At 47.0% G+C, this 17,401-nt stretch carries 11 protein-coding genes, 16 tRNA genes and 2 rRNA genes; 1 reads left to right on the forward strand and 28 read right to left on the reverse strand.

Annotated elements, in window-relative coordinates:
• Positions 1 to 20: 20 nt before the first annotated feature.
• From ABTV53_RS23465 to ABTV53_RS23505, 9 genes are all read right to left on the reverse strand, one after another.
• Positions 21 to 770 (reverse strand): YwmB family TATA-box binding protein, encoded by a 750-nt coding sequence (locus tag ABTV53_RS23465; protein ID WP_433747076.1) that lies wholly within the window; start codon positions 768 to 770, stop codon positions 21 to 23.
• A 445-nt stretch (positions 771 to 1,215) separates the two neighbouring features.
• Complete coding sequence (locus ABTV53_RS23470; RefSeq protein ID WP_091020933.1) at positions 1,216 to 1,884, reverse strand: response regulator transcription factor; 669 nt, start codon at positions 1,882 to 1,884, stop codon at positions 1,216 to 1,218.
• Entirely contained in the window at positions 1,826 to 2,941 is a 1,116-nt protein-coding gene (locus ABTV53_RS23475) for a sensor histidine kinase (protein ID WP_433747079.1), read from the reverse strand. Before ABTV53_RS23475 ends, ABTV53_RS23470 begins: the two co-directional genes overlap by 59 nt.
• A 31-nt stretch (positions 2,942 to 2,972) precedes the next feature.
• Positions 2,973 to 3,620, reverse strand: a complete 648-nt coding sequence (gene liaF / locus ABTV53_RS23480) for a cell wall-active antibiotics response protein LiaF (RefSeq protein ID WP_433747081.1) — start codon at positions 3,618 to 3,620, stop codon at positions 2,973 to 2,975.
• 150 nt (positions 3,621 to 3,770) lie between these two features.
• A complete protein-coding gene (locus ABTV53_RS23485; RefSeq protein ID WP_017692315.1) occupies positions 3,771 to 4,478 on the reverse strand; it encodes a PspA/IM30 family protein in 708 nt (235 codons plus the stop codon).
• Position 4,479: 1 nt separating this feature from the next.
• Positions 4,480 to 4,983, reverse strand: coding sequence for a PspC domain-containing protein (locus ABTV53_RS23490; RefSeq protein ID WP_433747084.1), 504 nt, complete (start codon positions 4,981 to 4,983; stop codon positions 4,480 to 4,482).
• A gap of 17 nt (positions 4,984 to 5,000) precedes the next feature.
• On the reverse strand, positions 5,001 to 5,234 hold the full coding sequence (locus ABTV53_RS23495) for a PspC domain-containing protein (protein WP_433747087.1): 234 nt from the start codon (positions 5,232 to 5,234) through the stop codon (positions 5,001 to 5,003).
• Positions 5,235 to 5,238: 4 nt separating this feature from the next.
• A complete protein-coding gene (locus tag ABTV53_RS23500) occupies positions 5,239 to 5,910 on the reverse strand; it encodes a PspA/IM30 family protein (RefSeq protein WP_091037978.1) in 672 nt (223 codons plus the stop codon).
• Positions 5,911 to 5,945: 35 nt separating this feature from the next.
• A complete protein-coding gene (locus ABTV53_RS23505) occupies positions 5,946 to 6,254 on the reverse strand; it encodes a LiaF transmembrane domain-containing protein (RefSeq protein ID WP_017692311.1) in 309 nt (102 codons plus the stop codon).
• 559 nt (positions 6,255 to 6,813) lie between these two features.
• Between ABTV53_RS23505 and ABTV53_RS23510 the strand changes: the two genes are divergently transcribed.
• Positions 6,814 to 9,204 (forward strand): helix-turn-helix domain-containing protein, encoded by a 2,391-nt coding sequence (locus tag ABTV53_RS23510; protein ID WP_433747090.1) that lies wholly within the window; start codon positions 6,814 to 6,816, stop codon positions 9,202 to 9,204.
• A gap of 55 nt (positions 9,205 to 9,259) precedes the next feature.
• Here ABTV53_RS23510 and ABTV53_RS23515 read toward each other — a convergent pair.
• From ABTV53_RS23515 to ABTV53_RS23605, 19 genes are all read right to left on the reverse strand, one after another.
• Positions 9,260 to 9,335, reverse strand: a tRNA-Asn gene (locus ABTV53_RS23515).
• Between the two features lie 304 nt (positions 9,336 to 9,639).
• Positions 9,640 to 10,566, reverse strand: coding sequence for a methyltransferase domain-containing protein (locus ABTV53_RS23520; RefSeq protein ID WP_433747092.1), 927 nt, complete (start codon positions 10,564 to 10,566; stop codon positions 9,640 to 9,642).
• A gap of 168 nt (positions 10,567 to 10,734) precedes the next feature.
• Positions 10,735 to 10,813 (reverse strand) — tRNA-Leu (locus ABTV53_RS23525).
• Between the two features lie 6 nt (positions 10,814 to 10,819).
• Positions 10,820 to 10,893 (reverse strand) — tRNA-Cys (locus tag ABTV53_RS23530).
• 5 nt (positions 10,894 to 10,898) lie between these two features.
• Positions 10,899 to 10,973: transfer RNA gene (locus tag ABTV53_RS23535), tRNA-Gly, on the reverse strand.
• Between the two features lie 4 nt (positions 10,974 to 10,977).
• A tRNA-Gln gene (locus ABTV53_RS23540) sits at positions 10,978 to 11,052 on the reverse strand.
• A gap of 22 nt (positions 11,053 to 11,074) precedes the next feature.
• Positions 11,075 to 11,147: transfer RNA gene (locus tag ABTV53_RS23545), tRNA-His, on the reverse strand.
• Positions 11,148 to 11,174: 27 nt separating this feature from the next.
• Positions 11,175 to 11,248, reverse strand: a tRNA-Trp gene (locus tag ABTV53_RS23550).
• Between the two features lie 6 nt (positions 11,249 to 11,254).
• Positions 11,255 to 11,340: transfer RNA gene (locus tag ABTV53_RS23555), tRNA-Tyr, on the reverse strand.
• A gap of 9 nt (positions 11,341 to 11,349) precedes the next feature.
• A tRNA-Thr gene (locus ABTV53_RS23560) sits at positions 11,350 to 11,425 on the reverse strand.
• Positions 11,426 to 11,443: 18 nt separating this feature from the next.
• Positions 11,444 to 11,519: transfer RNA gene (locus ABTV53_RS23565), tRNA-Phe, on the reverse strand.
• A 95-nt stretch (positions 11,520 to 11,614) separates the two neighbouring features.
• Positions 11,615 to 11,692: transfer RNA gene (locus ABTV53_RS23570), tRNA-Asp, on the reverse strand.
• Between the two features lie 27 nt (positions 11,693 to 11,719).
• Positions 11,720 to 11,793, reverse strand: a tRNA-Met gene (locus tag ABTV53_RS23575).
• A gap of 17 nt (positions 11,794 to 11,810) precedes the next feature.
• Positions 11,811 to 11,886: transfer RNA gene (locus ABTV53_RS23580), tRNA-Val, on the reverse strand.
• A gap of 67 nt (positions 11,887 to 11,953) precedes the next feature.
• Positions 11,954 to 12,025 (reverse strand) — tRNA-Glu (locus tag ABTV53_RS23585).
• 9 nt (positions 12,026 to 12,034) lie between these two features.
• Positions 12,035 to 12,126, reverse strand: a tRNA-Ser gene (locus ABTV53_RS23590).
• Between the two features lie 3 nt (positions 12,127 to 12,129).
• Positions 12,130 to 12,205: transfer RNA gene (locus tag ABTV53_RS23595), tRNA-Asn, on the reverse strand.
• A 65-nt stretch (positions 12,206 to 12,270) separates the two neighbouring features.
• A 23S ribosomal RNA gene (locus ABTV53_RS23600) occupies positions 12,271 to 15,320 on the reverse strand.
• Between the two features lie 339 nt (positions 15,321 to 15,659).
• A 16S ribosomal RNA gene (locus ABTV53_RS23605) occupies positions 15,660 to 17,212 on the reverse strand.
• The 16S and 23S rRNA genes sit together here with 15 tRNA genes alongside, the layout of an rRNA operon.
• Positions 17,213 to 17,401 lie beyond the last annotated feature (189 nt).

Here is a 17,401-nt window from a genome sequence, read left to right on the forward strand (position 1 = left end):
ATTCATAGAAATTTCATCCATTAATATTCAATTGTGATCACCGGGAAACCTACCGTGATTCGATTGTTCCCTTGTTCACCGACCTGATGAACTGCGAGTTGCATATTTAACATATGTGAGCCACTCTTGATCGACAAAGGCAGCTCAGCCGCCTCATAAGAGACACTTGCAGTCCCTACATCCGTATAACGTTCAACTGAGGCAATATCCACATTTCTAGACAAGTGTTTCTCAATCAGTGCCAACTGCTGAATCGCATCACGTTGAATCGCATTAGCTGCTGTACCTTGCACAGACATATTCCAGCTTGCCTTCATCCCTGAGTCTACAAGCAATTGATCGACCTGTCCCTGCAATATCATTAATGTCTTCCGATCCGTTTGTGCATCCCCTGAAAGCTGTACGATGACATAGTAGCCGTTGTCTCCTGTATCGACGACATTGACCAACATACCTGCACCTCCATTAGCCGTACCTGCAACCAGCTCACTGCGGTACACATCGTGGCCCGTCTGGCGTACCTGTACCGGTTGTTCCAGTCCCAAGTGACTAGCCAGTAATACGGCCTGCGCTTGTGCATCTCCCCGGCCTTCTGCTTGCCATTTGATAACCAGACGATCCACATTATCAATCACACTGTCAGCAGTATGGATTAACTGTTCCAGTTGGGCTGCTTTAGGTTCGTTTTTCTCTGCGTATACCTGTGTCACACCGATAAGAATAATGATAGCCATTGCTAATATACCTGCTGTCATCCAACGATTTAACATTTGAATCCCCCGTTCATTCTTGCATTCTATGAATCTATCAACAGCATGCCCCTTTCCCACATTAGCTATACTCCTTCTGTACACATCAAAAAAAGCCCCATCAGCCACTTGCATGGCAGATCAGAGCTTTCCATTCATACTTATAGAGGTTGTTCAAAAAGTCTGCTTTTGATTACGAAGGGTGCCTAGCGCCATCTTCAACATCCAATATGGAATTCAGCCGACATAAGTAGAGGCTTACGAAGAATGTTTCCTTTGGAAACATTCGGTTGCTCACGTAGCTCGATCTACGCTCCTCTACTCCATTTCTAGCTTTATCCCATCTTCTTGGTACTGAAAACCGACCTTTTTGAACACGCAATTATATAGATCATCTCTTATCTATAGCTTCCGCAAATTAATGCACGGTTCTTTGGCTTGATTATGATATTGCATATGATCCTGTTTACTCTGCAAGTCCGTTTTTATAAGCATAGATCGCGGCCTGTGTACGGTCGTCTACGCCCAATTTTGCCAGTAGGTTTGTTACATGGAATTTGACTGTCTTAATGCCGATGATCAGATCATCAGCAATGTCCTGATTTGATTTGCCTTTAGCAAGTAATCGGAGCACATCCATTTCACGATCCGTCAATTCATCATGCAAAGGAGCTGCTGCCTGTGGCTGCCGGAACCGATTCATCATTTTCGAAGCCACCTGTGACTCCAGTACGGATTGTCCGCGAGCTGCTGCGCGAATCGCATCTGCCACTTCATTGGCTCTAGATGTTTTCAACAGATAACTGAATGCGCCAGCTTCAATGACTGGGTACATTTTTTCATCATCCAGGTAACTGGTTAATACGATGACTTTGCACTCCGGATACATTTTAAGTACCTGACGAGTAGCCTCAATGCCATCCATGCCTTCCATAACCAGGTCCATCAGAACCACATCGGGCTTATACTCCTGTGCAAGCCGAATACCTTCCTCTCCACTACCTGCTTCACCAACAACTTCAATTCCATCTTCGGTATCTAGTACCGCTGCAAGACCAATACGTACCATCTCATGATCATCCACGAGCAATACTTTGATCGACGTTTCCGTCTCCGTTTCGACTTCCGGTTCCATTGACATGTTCTTCCTCGCTTTCATCGCTCATCAAAGGTATCGTAATCTCAATCCGCGTTCCCTTACCAGGCGCTGTTACAAATTGTATGGCTCCACCAATCTCCGTAACACGTTCACGCATATTAGCCAGGCCGTAGGAAGCTTGTTTATTCTCATCCAGATCGAAGCCTTGCCCATCATCACGAATCAGTACCCGAATCGCATCTGTGCGGCGCTGGAGCCGTATCTCCATTTTTTCCGCTTTTGCATGTCGTAACGTATTGGACATAGCCTCCTGAACGATCCGAAACAGATGATTCTCGATGCCTTTGATCAGATCGATGTCTTCATCTATTTCGAGCACAATATCCATGGGTACTTTCGTTTTCAGTTCCATCACCAGATCACGCAGACCTTGTTCGAGTTGTTTGCCCTCCAGATAGACTGGCCGCAGATGTAACAATAGCGCACGCATCTCGGATTGTGCTACCGAAGCCATCTCTTCAATCAAAGCCACCTGCCGCTGAGCACGTTCAAAATCCTTCTCCATCTTCCGTCCAACGGCCGTTGCTGTCATGGATATCGCGAACAATTGCTGCGATACCGCATCATGCAGTTCCCGTGCCAACCGCTGACGCTCTTCCACAATAGCCGTAATTCTGGCTTGTTCAGCAAGCTGTGCATTATGAGTAGACAATCGCTGCAGCGAAGATACCTGATCTTCCCACTTTTTTCCGATTCGTCCGAGTTGCTCACTTAAACGGCCCACATCATCATCGCCCAGATCAGGTACAGTACGTGATAGAGAGCCCTTCTCCCACAGTAGCAGTGTTTCCCGCAGCAGTTCAAGCCGGCGTTTAACCCGATAACTCTGATAGAACCCAAAGACCGCTCCGATCCCAATCAGAAGCAGCAATAAGGCAAGACCCGATTGAATCAGATGACGCCAGCCTGCAAACGGAGCAAGATAACCATATGTATACAATACATACAAAATAACAGCAAGGACAATGAAAACCAGGAGGATCCCTTCACCCATACTTCGGGTTACCATGTCGGTATGTCGTTTTGTCTTCATCGGGGTCTCCTCCTTCTCTTCATCTATATTACTACGGATTACTGATGCTTAGGTCGCCAACAATATAAGAAATGACAAATTTTGCTTTATGTTCACTGGATTCATATCCAGGTGTTCTCCATACTAATTTGTTCATCATGCCGCTATCTTGTTCTCCAAGAAGATTAATCCGGCCAAAAAGAACCGATGCTTCAATCTCCACACCATAATCTTCTGGTAGCGTAAGGCGAACATTACCCATAACTCCTTGCAGCAGTACAATCGTTTGTTTCTCCTCCGGAATCGAAAGAGACAGGTCGGCGTTAACCTCACCCATCGCATGCCACAGACTCATACTACGTAACGTCCAGGATGATTGATCCCAGTAGTACCGAGCCATGAAATTCTGTTTCTTCATAACGCCTTCGTCCAGCTGAATCTTTTTGTTTTTTGAATAAAAATAAGCTAAAGAACCCAGTACAATCAAAAATACAATCATTAAATTATCCAGCAATAACAGTGCCGCACCAATGCCGAGATACCGGTACCCTTTGCGGGTATCCCCTTTGCGGACTTGAAGCATTCCAACCGTCAAGAGAATCAGTGCGGCAGCGGTCAGCAAGTTAATATTCTGATTCAATAACATCATTGCACCAATGATAATAATGACAACTGCAAGCCATTTACTCTTTTTATTCATCCCCGCCGCACCTCCTCTGTAAGTTAATCTCTCTTTATTCAACGGAAAAGCCATACCAGGCGATGAAGTCCTGTATGGCTTAACTTTTGTTCTACCAACCGTACATTATACACGATTTATAGAATATCATATTGTCCACTATGCGAACAGTTATTCTTTTGAAGTTCCGTTCGCTTCATTCTTGGAACCATTGCCCATTTTGTTTTTAAGGGCTTGTAATTGCTGATCCACTTTGAATTGTTTTTCCACATCAACAGGGTTCGTGTACGTGGATGAAGTGTTGCGATAAGGTGCACGGGCTACGTCCGCTTCAGCTTCCAGCTGCATGATTTTCTCTTCCATGCGGTGGAATCCTAGTGATGCGCCACCACTTTCAATCGAATGCAAGCTGTTAATGGAAGACATTTGTTTTTTGGCTTTTGCCATTTGTGCACGGGATACAAGTTCATTACGTTTGTTACGCATTTTGTAGAACTCATCTTTCATATCATGCAACTGTTGCAACAGATCTTTCGCTTGTGCTTCGGACTGTGCATGCAGTTCACTGTACTCCGTAATTTTTTGATCAAAGTAGATTTTCTCTTCCAGCAATTTGCGTGCCACTTCTTCCTGGCCATTGGACAGAGCAGCTTCTGCTTGGGACTCACGTTGTACCGAAGTACGCTCTGCTTCATCCAGACGTTGTTTCATGCGGCGCTCATTCGCCATTTGTTTGGCAACTGTTACCTCTGCCTCATGAATCTCAGCCTCCATATCACGCAAGTACTGGTTCAACATTACAATCGGGTCCTCTACTTTATCCAACATATCATTTACCGATGCTTTCGTCATATCCTTAATCCGTTTAAATACTCCCATTTTACTTTTCTCCCTTCTCGTAACGAGATAATTTTTGGCGAAGCTCTTCAACTTCTTTTTTCAGTGCTTTTTTCTCGATATCTTTCATCATGGAATCAAGTTCACTTTCTTGCGGTGCACCTGCTCCGTAGGGGTTGTTGTCATAAGAACGCGGACCAGATTGAGATCTGCTGTTGTATCCAGGGCCGGGACCGAAGTTACCAGGACCTTGTTGGTTGTGATTATTTTGAAAAGGACCTCTTGGTGGCTGGTGATCATAGTTGTTGTATCCTCTGCCAGGACCAGGGCCTGGACCGTAGCCATAAGGATCATAAGGTGGATACGGTTCTTTTGGTACCACCAGTGCTGCAATGAAATATATTAACAACGACGTGCCGCCAGTTACGAAGATACTGATAACAAAGATGATACGCAGCAGGGTGGAATCCATTCCAATGCTTTCGGAAATTCCGCCGCACAAGCCGGTTAACATCCGGTCACGCGTTGAGCGGTATAATTTGCTCATGTGCTTGCTCCTTTCGTTTACTTGTATCCTCTTACGCTGGAATCATAAACATATGGATCAACGTGATTGGATTCCTTTGGTACCACCAACGCAGCGATGAAGTAGATCAACAATGATGTACCTCCCGTAGCGAAAATACTGATGAAGAAGAGAATACGCAGCAGCGTGGTACTCAATCCGAGATTTTCAGAAATGCCGCCAATCAAACCTGTTAGCATTCGATTACGCGCCGAGCGGTATAATTTATTCACGTGACTACTCCTTTCTGTCATTGTTCAATTTCTGTCTTAAGCGCTCCAGTTCCTTATCCAGCGTGGAGGATGACATGCTGCCAGTCACTCCTGAACCATCTTGACTCATCCGTCGGATATCGCGGAGACTTTGTGCTTCATATTCCAGATCAGAGACTTGGTCATCCAGTCGGTTAAACATACGAGGTACATTCTGACCGTTGTGATTGCCTCTCTGGTTCATACGTTGTTGTAACTGAATCGTCTGCATACGAGCATAGTAATATTGGCGTTTGCTGTATACATTCTGATATTCTACCTTCAGCTGGTCGATCTGTTCATCCAGCTCCTGTAATGCTGCATAACTTTGTGCATACAATTCATTGTATTGTTCCATTTTTTCCTCGTGAAGGATTTTCTCCTGCAAGGCCAGCTTAGCGAGATGTTCTTCCCCAGCTTTCAGAGCCATGGAAGCCTGTTCTTCCCGTTTGTTCACCATACCTGCTGCCTGGTCGGCTTGTTGTTTCATTTGTCTGGTATGGCTTGCATATTGATGACGAAGTTTCTCGGCTTCACCGATGTCTTGGCGGGTCGAGACCAGGAACTGATCAATCAGTTTGACTGGATCCTGACTTTGCTCCAAATGTTCGTTCAGATTGGCTACGGTAATATCCCGCATTCGACGAAATACACTCATTATGTTCTGTCCCTCCTTTTCATAATCGTGAAAGCTTAGTACCGACCACGACGACTGCGGTTATTGCTTAGCATTGAGATACCAAAGATGATTAACCCGATCGCGATGATCGGTCCGATCAACCATGCCAGTTTACCCATCAGTGAGATGATACCGATGATGAGAACAATCCAGCCAAGCATCACATTCCCTCGTTTAACGCCGTAATATCCCAGTGCAATCATCAGGACCGGAATCAGATAACCCATTAAGTGTCCAAGAAGTGGAGTTAACTTTCCGAAGAGGAGTAGTGCACCCAGCGCAATCAATACAATCGCCCAGCCATTTCCCTTATTCAATCTCATAATTGTTGTTCACCGCCCTTTCCATTCGTTCCTTTTAGTGTGTTGAGTCATTTGTTCGTTTGTTTCTTGTTTTTTTGTTTCCGTGTTTCTTGTTTAACCTTATGTCCTTATTCTAGGGGATTTCGAGACTTTTCAAAACAGACCGTGGACGGTTTTTCATCCTAGACTCAGGTCGGGGATCTAGTTGGACCTTTGACTGTCCCTATATAAGACCAACGTTCCGCCCAAGCTGAACAGCATTCCGGATACCTTCTATATCCCCGTATTCAGGCTATCCTTCAAACGATATCGACCTGTAGAGAGAATGATGTCCATGTCTCTATTTACGTTCACACTGCAATTTCGTTTCTCATGATTCCATTTAGGAGAGTCCGACCAAACCGTTTCTATAGCACTTTTCTGCAAGATCATCCATCAGCAATCCCTTAACTCTGTTTCTATGTCCCTTTAAAAAATTACTTTTTTATCCAAATAAACAAATTTTAGATTGTTCTATATGTAAGCGTTTACTAAAATAGAAAGTGTTACTATTTCTAATGTCAGGGGTGGAACTGAAACTGTGCGACCAATCAGCTATCTCCATAAAATGATCATCTTCGGAATCCTGTTAAGCACCCTGCCCATTTTGTTAACGGGAATTGTCGCATTTATCTATTCATCGAACCAAACTGAACTGCATCGTACGCAGGCCAACAGACAGTTGCTGAAACAAATGCAATCCAACGTAGAGCATAAACTCGCTACAGTCAGTTATATGCTTGATCAGGCCGTTCGCTCTCCAGTAACCCTCCGTTCCCTGTCTACTTCTTCTTCACTACAAGGGAAAGGCCCTTTACTTGCCGACAAACTTCAGAGTGAATTTCAGAATATGAGGTCATGGGAACCTTTGCTGGATATTACCCTAGTGAATCAATCCCAGAATTGGCTTATTGATCATGCAGGATTATATCGTAATACGGATTTTCCACTGGCACTTCCCATGAAAGATTTGATATCGGATACGCTAACCTCTGGATGGCAGCTTTCCCCTTCATCGGTGTTCAGTAATGATGAGCGTTCTCCCGGTTCAGGCTGTATTTATCATATTGCCCTTGCGAGATCTATTCCGAATCTGAATACGTCTTACGATGCTGCCCTGATTGCGGGAATTCCTGCATGCTCTTTGCAAAATACACTAGGAGAAGCCTCCTTAGGCAATGCTGCCTCAGGACTGATCATTTTGAATCGGAAACAACGTATCTTGGTCCATCCCGATCCTGTATACATTGGACAACCGTTGTCTGCCATTGGATTACAGGATCGAGACACCGAAGCCAACATAACCAAACTATCACCTATTCCATTTTCAACAGGCTTTGAAAAACGAGAAGTTAAGATCGCGGGTACACCTTATTCCCTGACGTATAGCCCTACTACCTTAAAAGGATGGACTTATGTTCTAATCTCACCTACGAACGTTCTGACACAAGAATATATCGATATTGGATTACACACCTTGTATATCAGTATTTTCTTGCTTTTACTTTCATTAGCACTCGCCTGGCTCGGCTCCAAGCGAATGCATGTCCCGATTCGTAAACTTTTAACCCAACTTGGTGACAACCATCTGTCCAAAGAAGGAAGCGCGTTAGCTCAGCAATCACCACCATTTTCAGATGAGTTCGAGCAGATTAGAGCTGGGGTGTCACAATTATCTGCCTCTCGCTCCCAATTAGAGAACACACTTAATATGCATCTGTTGCAGATTCGCACTCATTTTATGATGAATCTGTTCCAGGGTAAGAACCCTGTTCATACTCTCCATGACACCCTGAATGAATATGGCTACACGCATCACGTTCAGGAATGGCAACAAATTGCTGTTATTACACTACAGGCCGATCTCGTTAATCATACAAAATATAGTGCTAGTGACCGTGACCTCTTATTATTTGCTATTCAAAATATATTGGAGGAAACGGTGGTGCATGACCAACAATTGCTTCCCATTGTTATGGAACAAACGGTAGTCACGGTGATTGGCACCGTGGAACAGGATCATTTTATTTTTTCACAGCAGCTATATGTATTAACAGACCAGTTACAACAACAAATTAATAAAATTCTAGCTCTTCAAGTTAGCATAGGCTTCAGCCAGCCGCATAACTCCTTATACCACATTCCTCAGGCTTATTTAGAGGCAATGGAGGCACTGAAGCATCGGATGAAGCTGGGCCCAGGTATTATCTTTCAGTATGAGAACATTGATCATTATGCTCCCACTTGGTCCATGATTTACCCAGAATCATTGGAATATTCGTTGATCCAAGCTATTCAAAGTGCGGATGAAGTTCAGGCACCTACTCTTCTGCAAAAACTTCTTGAAGTGATCTTTGGTATGGAATGTTCACCAGAAGAATATCAGGTGGCTCTTACGAGGCTGCTCACGCATATTTTGCAGATGACTCAGGAATCCGGCATACGACTCGGACAGTTCTCCCAAGGCCGTGGCTCGATGTTTCATGAACTTCATGGTTTGCAGTACGCTGCTGAAGTTGAGGAGTGGTTTAAACATCGAGTCATCTTGCCCATCATCCAGGTTTTTAAAGCAAAACAGTATGCCCAGTATCAGCATATATCAGAGAAGATGATTGCCATGATTCATCAAGATTATGATAAGGATCTGACACTTGAGGAATGTGCTGTTAAGCTTCACTACAATGCCAACTACTTAAGTAGTGTTTTCCGCAAGGAGACTGGCTGTGCATTTAGTGAATATCTAACCAAGTACCGATTTAATATCGCTAAAAAATGGCTGGACGAAAGTGATCTAACCGTTAAAGATATCGCAGCACGACTTCGGTACAACAATCCGCAAAATTTTATCCGATCATTTCGTAAATGGGAAGGGATCACCCCCGGCCAGTATCGGGAGCGTAAGCAGAAAGCAGAAGTGTCGAACAGAAATTAGAAAAGGAGCACGATTGTAAGTCGTACTCTTCGGCCAGCTCGGATACCTCTCCATATGGCTCCCCGAACAGGGCTCGGACCTGTGACAACTCGATTAATCGTCGAATGCTCTACCAACTGAAATATCAGGGAATATGCTTCAGAGATCATTCTCTGAAAACTAGGTCTGTGTTTTGTTTTTCGTTGTCTCGAACATCTCACAAATAAACGAGGGTCTGGTTCAAAGCGGTCGATAAATTAGTGGCTTCAAAAAAGAGGGAGCACATAACCAGCTCCCTTCACTTACAACTTTACTTCTGCAATCTTAACTTCATATGTTTCACACGTGCATCTTTTTGCGCAGCGTTGTGATGCTTCCTAGTGTCATCTCAGACGTTAGACTACATTGTCCGTCCCGATTCCTGATCCTCCAGTACATGTAACAAGCCCATTCGATTTATCGTTTATCCTTAGTGCGAACTGTTTTCATATTGGGCTGTTCGAGTTGAATTAGAATTTTACCAAACCTTGCTCCACGTGAGAACGTCACCGTACTATCCTTGTACGTATCCCGAATGTACTTCTCAGCCAGTCTGAGAGAATCTTCATCCGATGGTAACTCATACGTATTAAGCCATTCTGGCAACTTGTCGATAATCTCTTCCACTGGTACTTCAAATGAGTTAACTTCTCTCGTAATGATCATTGTGTATGAATAACCCTTTAAATACAGTAACTGTTGAATATATCCCATATCACCAGCCTTGTATGTAGAAGTTACCCCCAGTACATCCTTAAGTTCATCCATTAACGTGTGTTCCTTCTGTCCAGCCATAGTGCTTATATATACATACTTCCGGGCACAGTTGATCGCCTGCTCGATCGTTTTCCAATCCGCCATTGCGGGACACATGGATGCAAATGCAAAGTCATATTTCTTCTCCCAGCCTTTATCCTGAATGGAGATTTCCTCATATCGTTCTTTTACGATTTCGATATTAGATTCAAGAGCTGAAGGTATCGTCTCTTTCATCAGGGAGACAAGCAACTCAGATGGCTCAACTGCAGTCACAGTTGCTCCCTTTTCTGCAAAAGGAATGGTGAATATGCCCGAAGCAGCTCCAATGTCCAAAATGGATAACCTCTCGAACTCCACACCCTGGTTTTCAATCCAGCCCATAATGCGCTCAGAACGTTGCTTACCTTCTTCAGAGAACGACTGTACATGATAATCCCTGGCCCATCGCTCAAATGCTTCTTCTGTATTAAATGGGGCGCTTTTCTTTTTATATTTTGGACTTCTCGGACGATTTTTCCATGCCTCGTCCCATACAGAAAGATTAAATAACAGATCGGTATCCGGTATATTTTTTTCAGTAGTCACTTTGCTTCACTCCTTTATATTAAAGACTTAACTTATCTACAATATACCGAATATAATCATACGTCAATCTTTATTAACGTCCAACTATTCTTACAATCAAAAAATAAATTTATATAAAATAAAAATAGCCCTACACATTGCATAAGCAACATATAGGGCTATTCAATATACCGGCGAGAGGACTCGAACCTCCACGGTTTCCCACTCGATTTTGAGTCGAGCGCGTCTGCCATTCCGCCACGCCGGCAAATGCTGGAGGCGCCACCCAGATTCGAACTGGGGATAAAGCTTTTGCAGAGCTGTGCCTTACCACTTGGCTATGGCGCCATATTTGGAGCGGACGACGGGAATCGAACCCGCGACCCTCGCCTTGGCAAGGCGATGCTCTACCGCTGAGCCACGTCCGCATAATGGCTGGGGATATAGGATTTGAACCTATGCATGACGGAGTCAAAGTCCGTTGCCTTACCGCTTGGCTAATCCCCAATAAAAAATAAAAAAACAAAGGGGCGATCGAGGGGAATTGAACCCCCGAATGCCGGATCCACAAACCGGTGCGTTAACCACTTCGCCACGATCGCCACAAAAGGTTAATTTCTAAAGTTAATTGGCAGGGGCAGCAGGAATTGAACCCACACCAACGGTTTTGGAGACCGTTGTTCTACCTTTAAACTATGCCCCTAAAAACTGGTGGAGGATGATGGATTCGAACCACCGAACCCGTACGGGAGCAGATTTACAGTCTGATGCGTTTGGCCACTTCGCTAATCCTCCAGGATTACATGGTGCCGGCGAGAGGACTTGAACCCCCAACCTACTGATTACAAGTCAGTTGCTCTACCAGTTGAGCTACACCGGCATATTAAATTGTTTTAAATGGTGGCTCGGGACGGAATCGAACCGCCGACACGAGGATTTTCAGTCCTCTGCTCTACCGACTGAGCTACCGAGCCATAATAAAGTCTAATCTTAATTCCTTACACTTTATATAGGGCATCAATGCCATACAGCAGATGTAGTGAACAGTTTGCCTCATGTAAAGATTAAATGGCGGAACCGACGGGATTCGAACCCGCGATCTCCTGCGTGACAGGCAGGCATGTTAGGCCAACTACACCACGGTTCCAAATCACTTTCTCAAAGGAAAGTTTAATTGCGGGGGCAGGATTTGAACCTGCGGCCTTCGGGTTATGAGCCCGACGAGCTACCGAGCTGCTCCACCCCGCGTCATTATAAAGTTTATATGGTGGAGGCTGAGGGGATCGAACCCCCGACCCTCTGCTTGTAAGGCAGATGCTCTCCCAGCTGAGCTAAGCCTCCGAACAACACATTTATGATCATATCATAACCTTGTTGTAAAAATCAACTTCTTTTTTTGAAGTTAATATGACCCGTAGGGGATTCGAACCCCTGTTACCTCCGTGAAAGGGAGGTGTCTTAACCCCTTGACCAACGGGCCTTATTATTATGGCGGAGAGAGAGGGATTCGAACCCTCGAGACGCTTGTGACGCCTACACGATTTCCAATCGTGCTCCTTCGGCCAGCTCGGACACCTCTCCATATGGCTCCCCGAACAGGGCTCGAACCTGTGACAACTCGATTAACAGTCGAGTGCTCTACCAACTGAGCTATCAGGGAATATGTTCAGAGATCGTTCTCTGAAAACTAGATTCGAAACGAAACATGCGAATTATCACTTGCTATTGGATAAGCCCTCGACCGATTAGTACTGGTCAGCTCCATGCATTGCTGCACTTCCACCCCCAGCCTATCTACCTCGTCGTCTTCAAGGGGTCTTACATACTGGGAAATCTCATCTTGAGGGGGGCTTCACGCTTAGATGCTTTCAGCGTTTATCCCGTCCGTACATAGCTACCCAGCGGTGCTCCTGGCGGAACAACTGGTACACCAGCGGTACGTCCATCCCGGTCCTCTCGTACTAAGGACAGCTCCTCTCAAATTTCCTACGCCCACGACAGATAGGGACCGAACTGTCTCACGACGTTCTGAACCCAGCTCGCGTACCGCTTTAATGGGCGAACAGCCCAACCCTTGGGACCTACTTCAGCCCCAGGATGCGATGAGCCGACATCGAGGTGCCAAACCTCCCCGTCGATGTGGACTCTTGGGGGAGATAAGCCTGTTATCCCCAGGGTAGCTTTTATCCGTTGAGCGATGGCCCTTCCATGCGGTACCACCGGATCACTAAGCCCGACTTTCGTCCCTGCTCGACTTGTAGGTCTCGCAGTCAAGCTCCCTTATGCCTTTGCACTCTTCGAATGATTTCCAACCATTCTGAGGGAACCTTTGGGCGCCTCCGTTACTCTTTAGGAGGCGACCGCCCCAGTCAAACTGCCCACCTGACACTGTCCCCGCACCGGATTACGGTACCAGGTTAGAACCTAGATACGATCAGGGTGGTATCCCAACGTTGCCTCCACGCAAGCTGGCGCTCACGCTTCAAAGGCTCCCACCTATCCTGTACAGATCGTACCCAAATTCAATATCAAGCTGCAGTAAAGCTCCATGGGGTCTTTCCGTCTTGTCGCGGGTAACCTGCATCTTCACAGGTATTAAAATTTCACCGGATCTCTCGTTGAGACAGCGCCCAAGTCGTTACGCCATTCGTGCGGGTCAGAATTTACCTGACAAGGAATTTCGCTACCTTAGGACCGTTATAGTTACGGCCGCCGTTTACTGGGGCTTCGGTTCACAGCTTCGGGATTGCTCCCTAACCACTCCCCTTAACCTTCCAGCACCGGGCAGGCGTCAGCCCGTATACTTCGCCTTACGGCTTCGCACAGACCTGTGTTTTTGCTAAACAGTCGCTTGGGCCTTTTCACTGCGGCCCCCTCGTGCTATTCACACTACCGGGGCACCCCTTCTCCCGAAGTTACGGGGTCATTTTGCCGAGTTCCTTAACGAGAGTTCTTCCGCGCGCCTTAGAATACTCTTCTCGCCTACCTGTGTCGGTTTGCGGTACGGGCACCTTCACCTGGCTAGAGGCTTTTCTTGGCAGTGTGAGATCATGACCTTCGCTACTACAATTTTCGCTCCCCATCACAGCTCAGCCTTACGATGTGCGGATTTGCCTACACATCAGCCTTACTGCTTAGACGGACATCCATCAGTCCGCGTCACTACCCTACTGCGTCCCCCCATTGCTCATAACGGCTTACGGTGGTACAGGAATTTCGACCTGTTGTCCTTCGACTACGCCTTTCGGCCTCGCCTTAGGTCCCGACTTACCCTGAGCGGACGAGCCTTCCTCAGGAACCCTTAGGCTTTCGGCGGATCAGATTCTCACTGATCTTTTCGTTACTCATACCGGCATTCTCACTTGTATAATGTCCAGCGCTCCTTACGGTACACCTTCAACCCTTATACAACGCTCCCCTACCCCTGGATCGACTTCACTCCAGCTTCGAAGCCCTGTGTTTATCCCCTGGGAAGCATTTGGTCATCCAAGAATAGAATCTCTTGTCAGACAAAAATGTCCTTGTGGACAACACGCCTCAAAGAAGCAGTGAAGTCGATCCAAGCCATAGCTTCGGTGGTGTGTTTAGCCCCGTTACATTTTCGGCGCAGAGTCACTCGACCAGTGAGCTATTACGCACTCTTTCAATGGTGGCTGCTTCTAAGCCAACATCCTGGTTGTCTGTGCAACTCCACATCCTTTCCCACTTAACACACACTTGGGGACCTTAGCTGATGGTCTGGGCTGTTTCCCTTTTGACAATGGATCTTAGCACTCACTGTCTGACTCCCGGAAGTAAGTCTATGGCATTCGGAGTTTGACTGAGCTTGGTAACCCTTGCGGGCCCCGCACCCAATCAGTGCTCTACCTCCACGACTCTGTTTTCCGAGGCTAGCCCTAAAGCTATTTCGGGGAGAACCAGCTATCTCCGAGTTCGATTGGAATTTCTCCGCTACCCCCACCTCATCCCCGCACTTTTCAACGTGCGTGGGTTCGGGCCTCCAGTGCGTGTTACCGCACCTTCACCCTGGACAGGGGTAGATCACCCGGTTTCGGGTCTACGTCCACGTACTCATTCGCCCTATTCAGACTCGCTTTCGCTGCGGCTCCGGCTCTTCACCTTAACCTTGCACGGGAACGTAACTCGCCGGTTCATTCTACAAAAGGCACGCCATCACCCCTAAAACGGGCTCTGACTTTTTGTAAGCACACGGTTTCAGGTTCTATTTCACTCCCCTTCCGGGGTGCTTTTCACCTTTCCCTCACGGTACTGCTTCACTATCGGTCGCTAGGAAGTATTTAGCCTTGGCAGATGGTCCTGCCGGATTCATACGGGGTTTCACGTGCCCCGCACTACTCGGGATCCGTCTCGGAGGGAACAGACTTTCAACTACAGGGCTTTTACCTTCTTTGGCGGGCCTTTCCAGACCTCTTCGCTTAACCGGTTCCTTTGTAACTCCATGTGAGACGTCCCACAACCCCAGAGAGCAAGCTCTCTGGTTTGGGCTTCTCCGCGTTCGCTCGCCGCTACTGACGGAATCACTATTGTTTTCTCTTCCTCAGGGTACTTAGATGTTTCAGTTCCCCTGGTATGCCTCACACTAACCTATGTATTCAGTTAGGTGTAACTGGAAATTACCCCAGCTGGGTTTCCCCATTCGGACACCCCCGGATCAAAGCTTGCTTACAGCTCCCCGAGGCAGTTTCGTTGTTCGCCACGTCCTTCATCGGCTCCTAGCGCCTAGGCATCCTCCGTGTGCTCTTAGTAGCTTAACCAAATTGCTCCGGTTTCGACCGCTCGCTTCCCTTGTTTTGCTTACGCAAAGCCAAAAGTCGCTCCCACTCGATACCATCGCAACAGCATTTATCTACCTTATAAACACTTCACTTGTTTGCACAAGTTCAGCTTAAAGGAATGTTCTAATTCGCGTTTGTTTCGTTTCGATATCTAGTTTTCAAAGAACAAGCTCCATGCAAAAGCAAGCTGTTTGAGAGTTTGAGCTCTCAAAACTGAGCAACGAGTGAGTTGAAAGCTTTACGAAGTAAAGCTCGCTTCGGAAGCATGCTTCCTGAAGACTTTTTGAATGTTTCCACTCGGGAAACGATTCTCCATAGAAAGGAGGTGATCCAGCCGCACCTTCCGATACGGCTACCTTGTTACGACTTCACCCCAATCATCTATCCCACCTTCGGCGGCTGGCTCCTTGCGGTTACCCCACCGACTTCGGGTGTTATAAACTCTCGTGGTGTGACGGGCGGTGTGTACAAGACCCGGGAACGTATTCACCGCGGCATGCTGATCCGCGATTACTAGCAATTCCGACTTCATGCAGGCGAGTTGCAGCCTGCAATCCGAACTGAGACCGGCTTTGTTGGGATTGGCTCCATCTCGCGATTTCGCAGCCCGTTGTACCGGCCATTGTAGTACGTGTGTAGCCCAGGTCATAAGGGGCATGATGATTTGACGTCATCCCCACCTTCCTCCGGTTTGTCACCGGCAGTCTATCTAGAGTGCCCACCCGAAGTGCTGGCAACTAAATATAAGGGTTGCGCTCGTTGCGGGACTTAACCCAACATCTCACGACACGAGCTGACGACAACCATGCACCACCTGTCTCCTCTGTCCCGAAGGAAAGATACATCTCTGTATCGGTCAGAGGGATGTCAAGACCTGGTAAGGTTCTTCGCGTTGCTTCGAATTAAACCACATACTCCACTGCTTGTGCGGGTCCCCGTCAATTCCTTTGAGTTTCAGTCTTGCGACCGTACTCCCCAGGCGGAGTGCTTAATGTGTTAACTTCGGCACCAAGGGTATCGAAACCCCTAACACCTAGCACTCATCGTTTACGGCGTGGACTACCAGGGTATCTAATCCTGTTTGCTCCCCACGCTTTCGCGCCTCAGCGTCAGTTACAGCCCAGAGAGTCGCCTTCGCCACTGGTGTTCCTCCACATATCTACGCATTTCACCGCTACACGTGGAATTCCACTCTCCTCTTCTGCACTCAAGTCACCCAGTTTCCAGTGCGATCCGGGGTTGAGCCCCGGGATTAAACACCAGACTTAAATGACCGCCTGCGCGCGCTTTACGCCCAATAATTCCGGACAACGCTTGCCCCCTACGTATTACCGCGGCTGCTGGCACGTAGTTAGCCGGGGCTTTCTTCTCAGGTACCGTCACCTTGAGAGCAGTTACTCTCCCAAGCGTTCTTCCCTGGCAACAGAGCTTTACGATCCGAAAACCTTCATCACTCACGCGGCATTGCTCCGTCAGGCTTTCGCCCATTGCGGAAGATTCCCTACTGCTGCCTCCCGTAGGAGTCTGGGCCGTGTCTCAGTCCCAGTGTGGCCGATCACCCTCTCAGGTCGGCTACGCATCGTCGCCTTGGTGAGCCGTTACCCCACCAACTAGCTAATGCGCCGCAGGCCCATCCCCAAGTGACAGATTGCTCCGTCTTTCCAGTTTCCTTCAGGCGAAGAAAACAACTATTCGGTATTAGCTACCGTTTCCGGTAGTTGTCCCAAACTTGAGGGCAGGTTGCCTACGTGTTACTCACCCGTCCGCCGCTAAGTATCAAGGAAGCAAGCTTCCTATCAACTCCGCTCGACTTGCATGTATTAGGCATGCCGCCAGCGTTCGTCCTGAGCCAGGATCAAACTCTCCAATAAAGTATTGAAAAGAGCGATAAGCTCATTTTGAATCTGACGAGATTAATATCTCATTTGTGCTCCAGCCGATTCAAGCCAAGGCTTGTTTCGAACTTTCGCGTTCATTCTGCAAGCAGAATGTTTACTCACTCGTTGTTCAGTTTTCAAAGATCAAACACGATTTGTTTTACTTCTTTTTCGTCTCAACCA

The organism is Paenibacillus amylolyticus (assembly GCF_050990605.1).
Taxonomy (GTDB): domain Bacteria; phylum Bacillota; class Bacilli; order Paenibacillales; family Paenibacillaceae; genus Paenibacillus; species Paenibacillus amylolyticus_H.

Excerpts from the sequence above, each read along its gene's own strand:
- ABTV53_RS23485 (WP_017692315.1), bottom strand. The coding sequence starts at position 4,478 with ATGGGAGTATTTAAACGGATTAAGGATATGACGAAAGCATCGGTAAAT.
- ABTV53_RS23500 (WP_091037978.1), bottom strand. The coding sequence starts at position 5,910 with ATGAGTGTATTTCGTCGAATGCGGGATATTACCGTAGCCAATCTGAAC.
- ABTV53_RS23475 (WP_433747079.1), bottom strand. The coding sequence starts at position 2,941 with ATGAAGACAAAACGACATACCGACATGGTAACCCGAAGTATGGGTGAA.
- ABTV53_RS23505 (WP_017692311.1), bottom strand. The coding sequence starts at position 6,254 with ATGAGATTGAATAAGGGAAATGGCTGGGCGATTGTATTGATTGCGCTG.
- ABTV53_RS23490 (WP_433747084.1), bottom strand. The coding sequence starts at position 4,983 with ATGAGCAAATTATACCGCTCAACGCGTGACCGGATGTTAACCGGCTTG.
- liaF (WP_433747081.1), bottom strand. The coding sequence starts at position 3,620 with ATGAATAAAAAGAGTAAATGGCTTGCAGTTGTCATTATTATCATTGGT.
- ABTV53_RS23470 (WP_091020933.1), bottom strand. The coding sequence starts at position 1,884 with ATGGAACCGGAAGTCGAAACGGAGACGGAAACGTCGATCAAAGTATTG.
- ABTV53_RS23465 (WP_433747076.1), bottom strand. The coding sequence starts at position 770 with ATGTTAAATCGTTGGATGACAGCAGGTATATTAGCAATGGCTATCATT.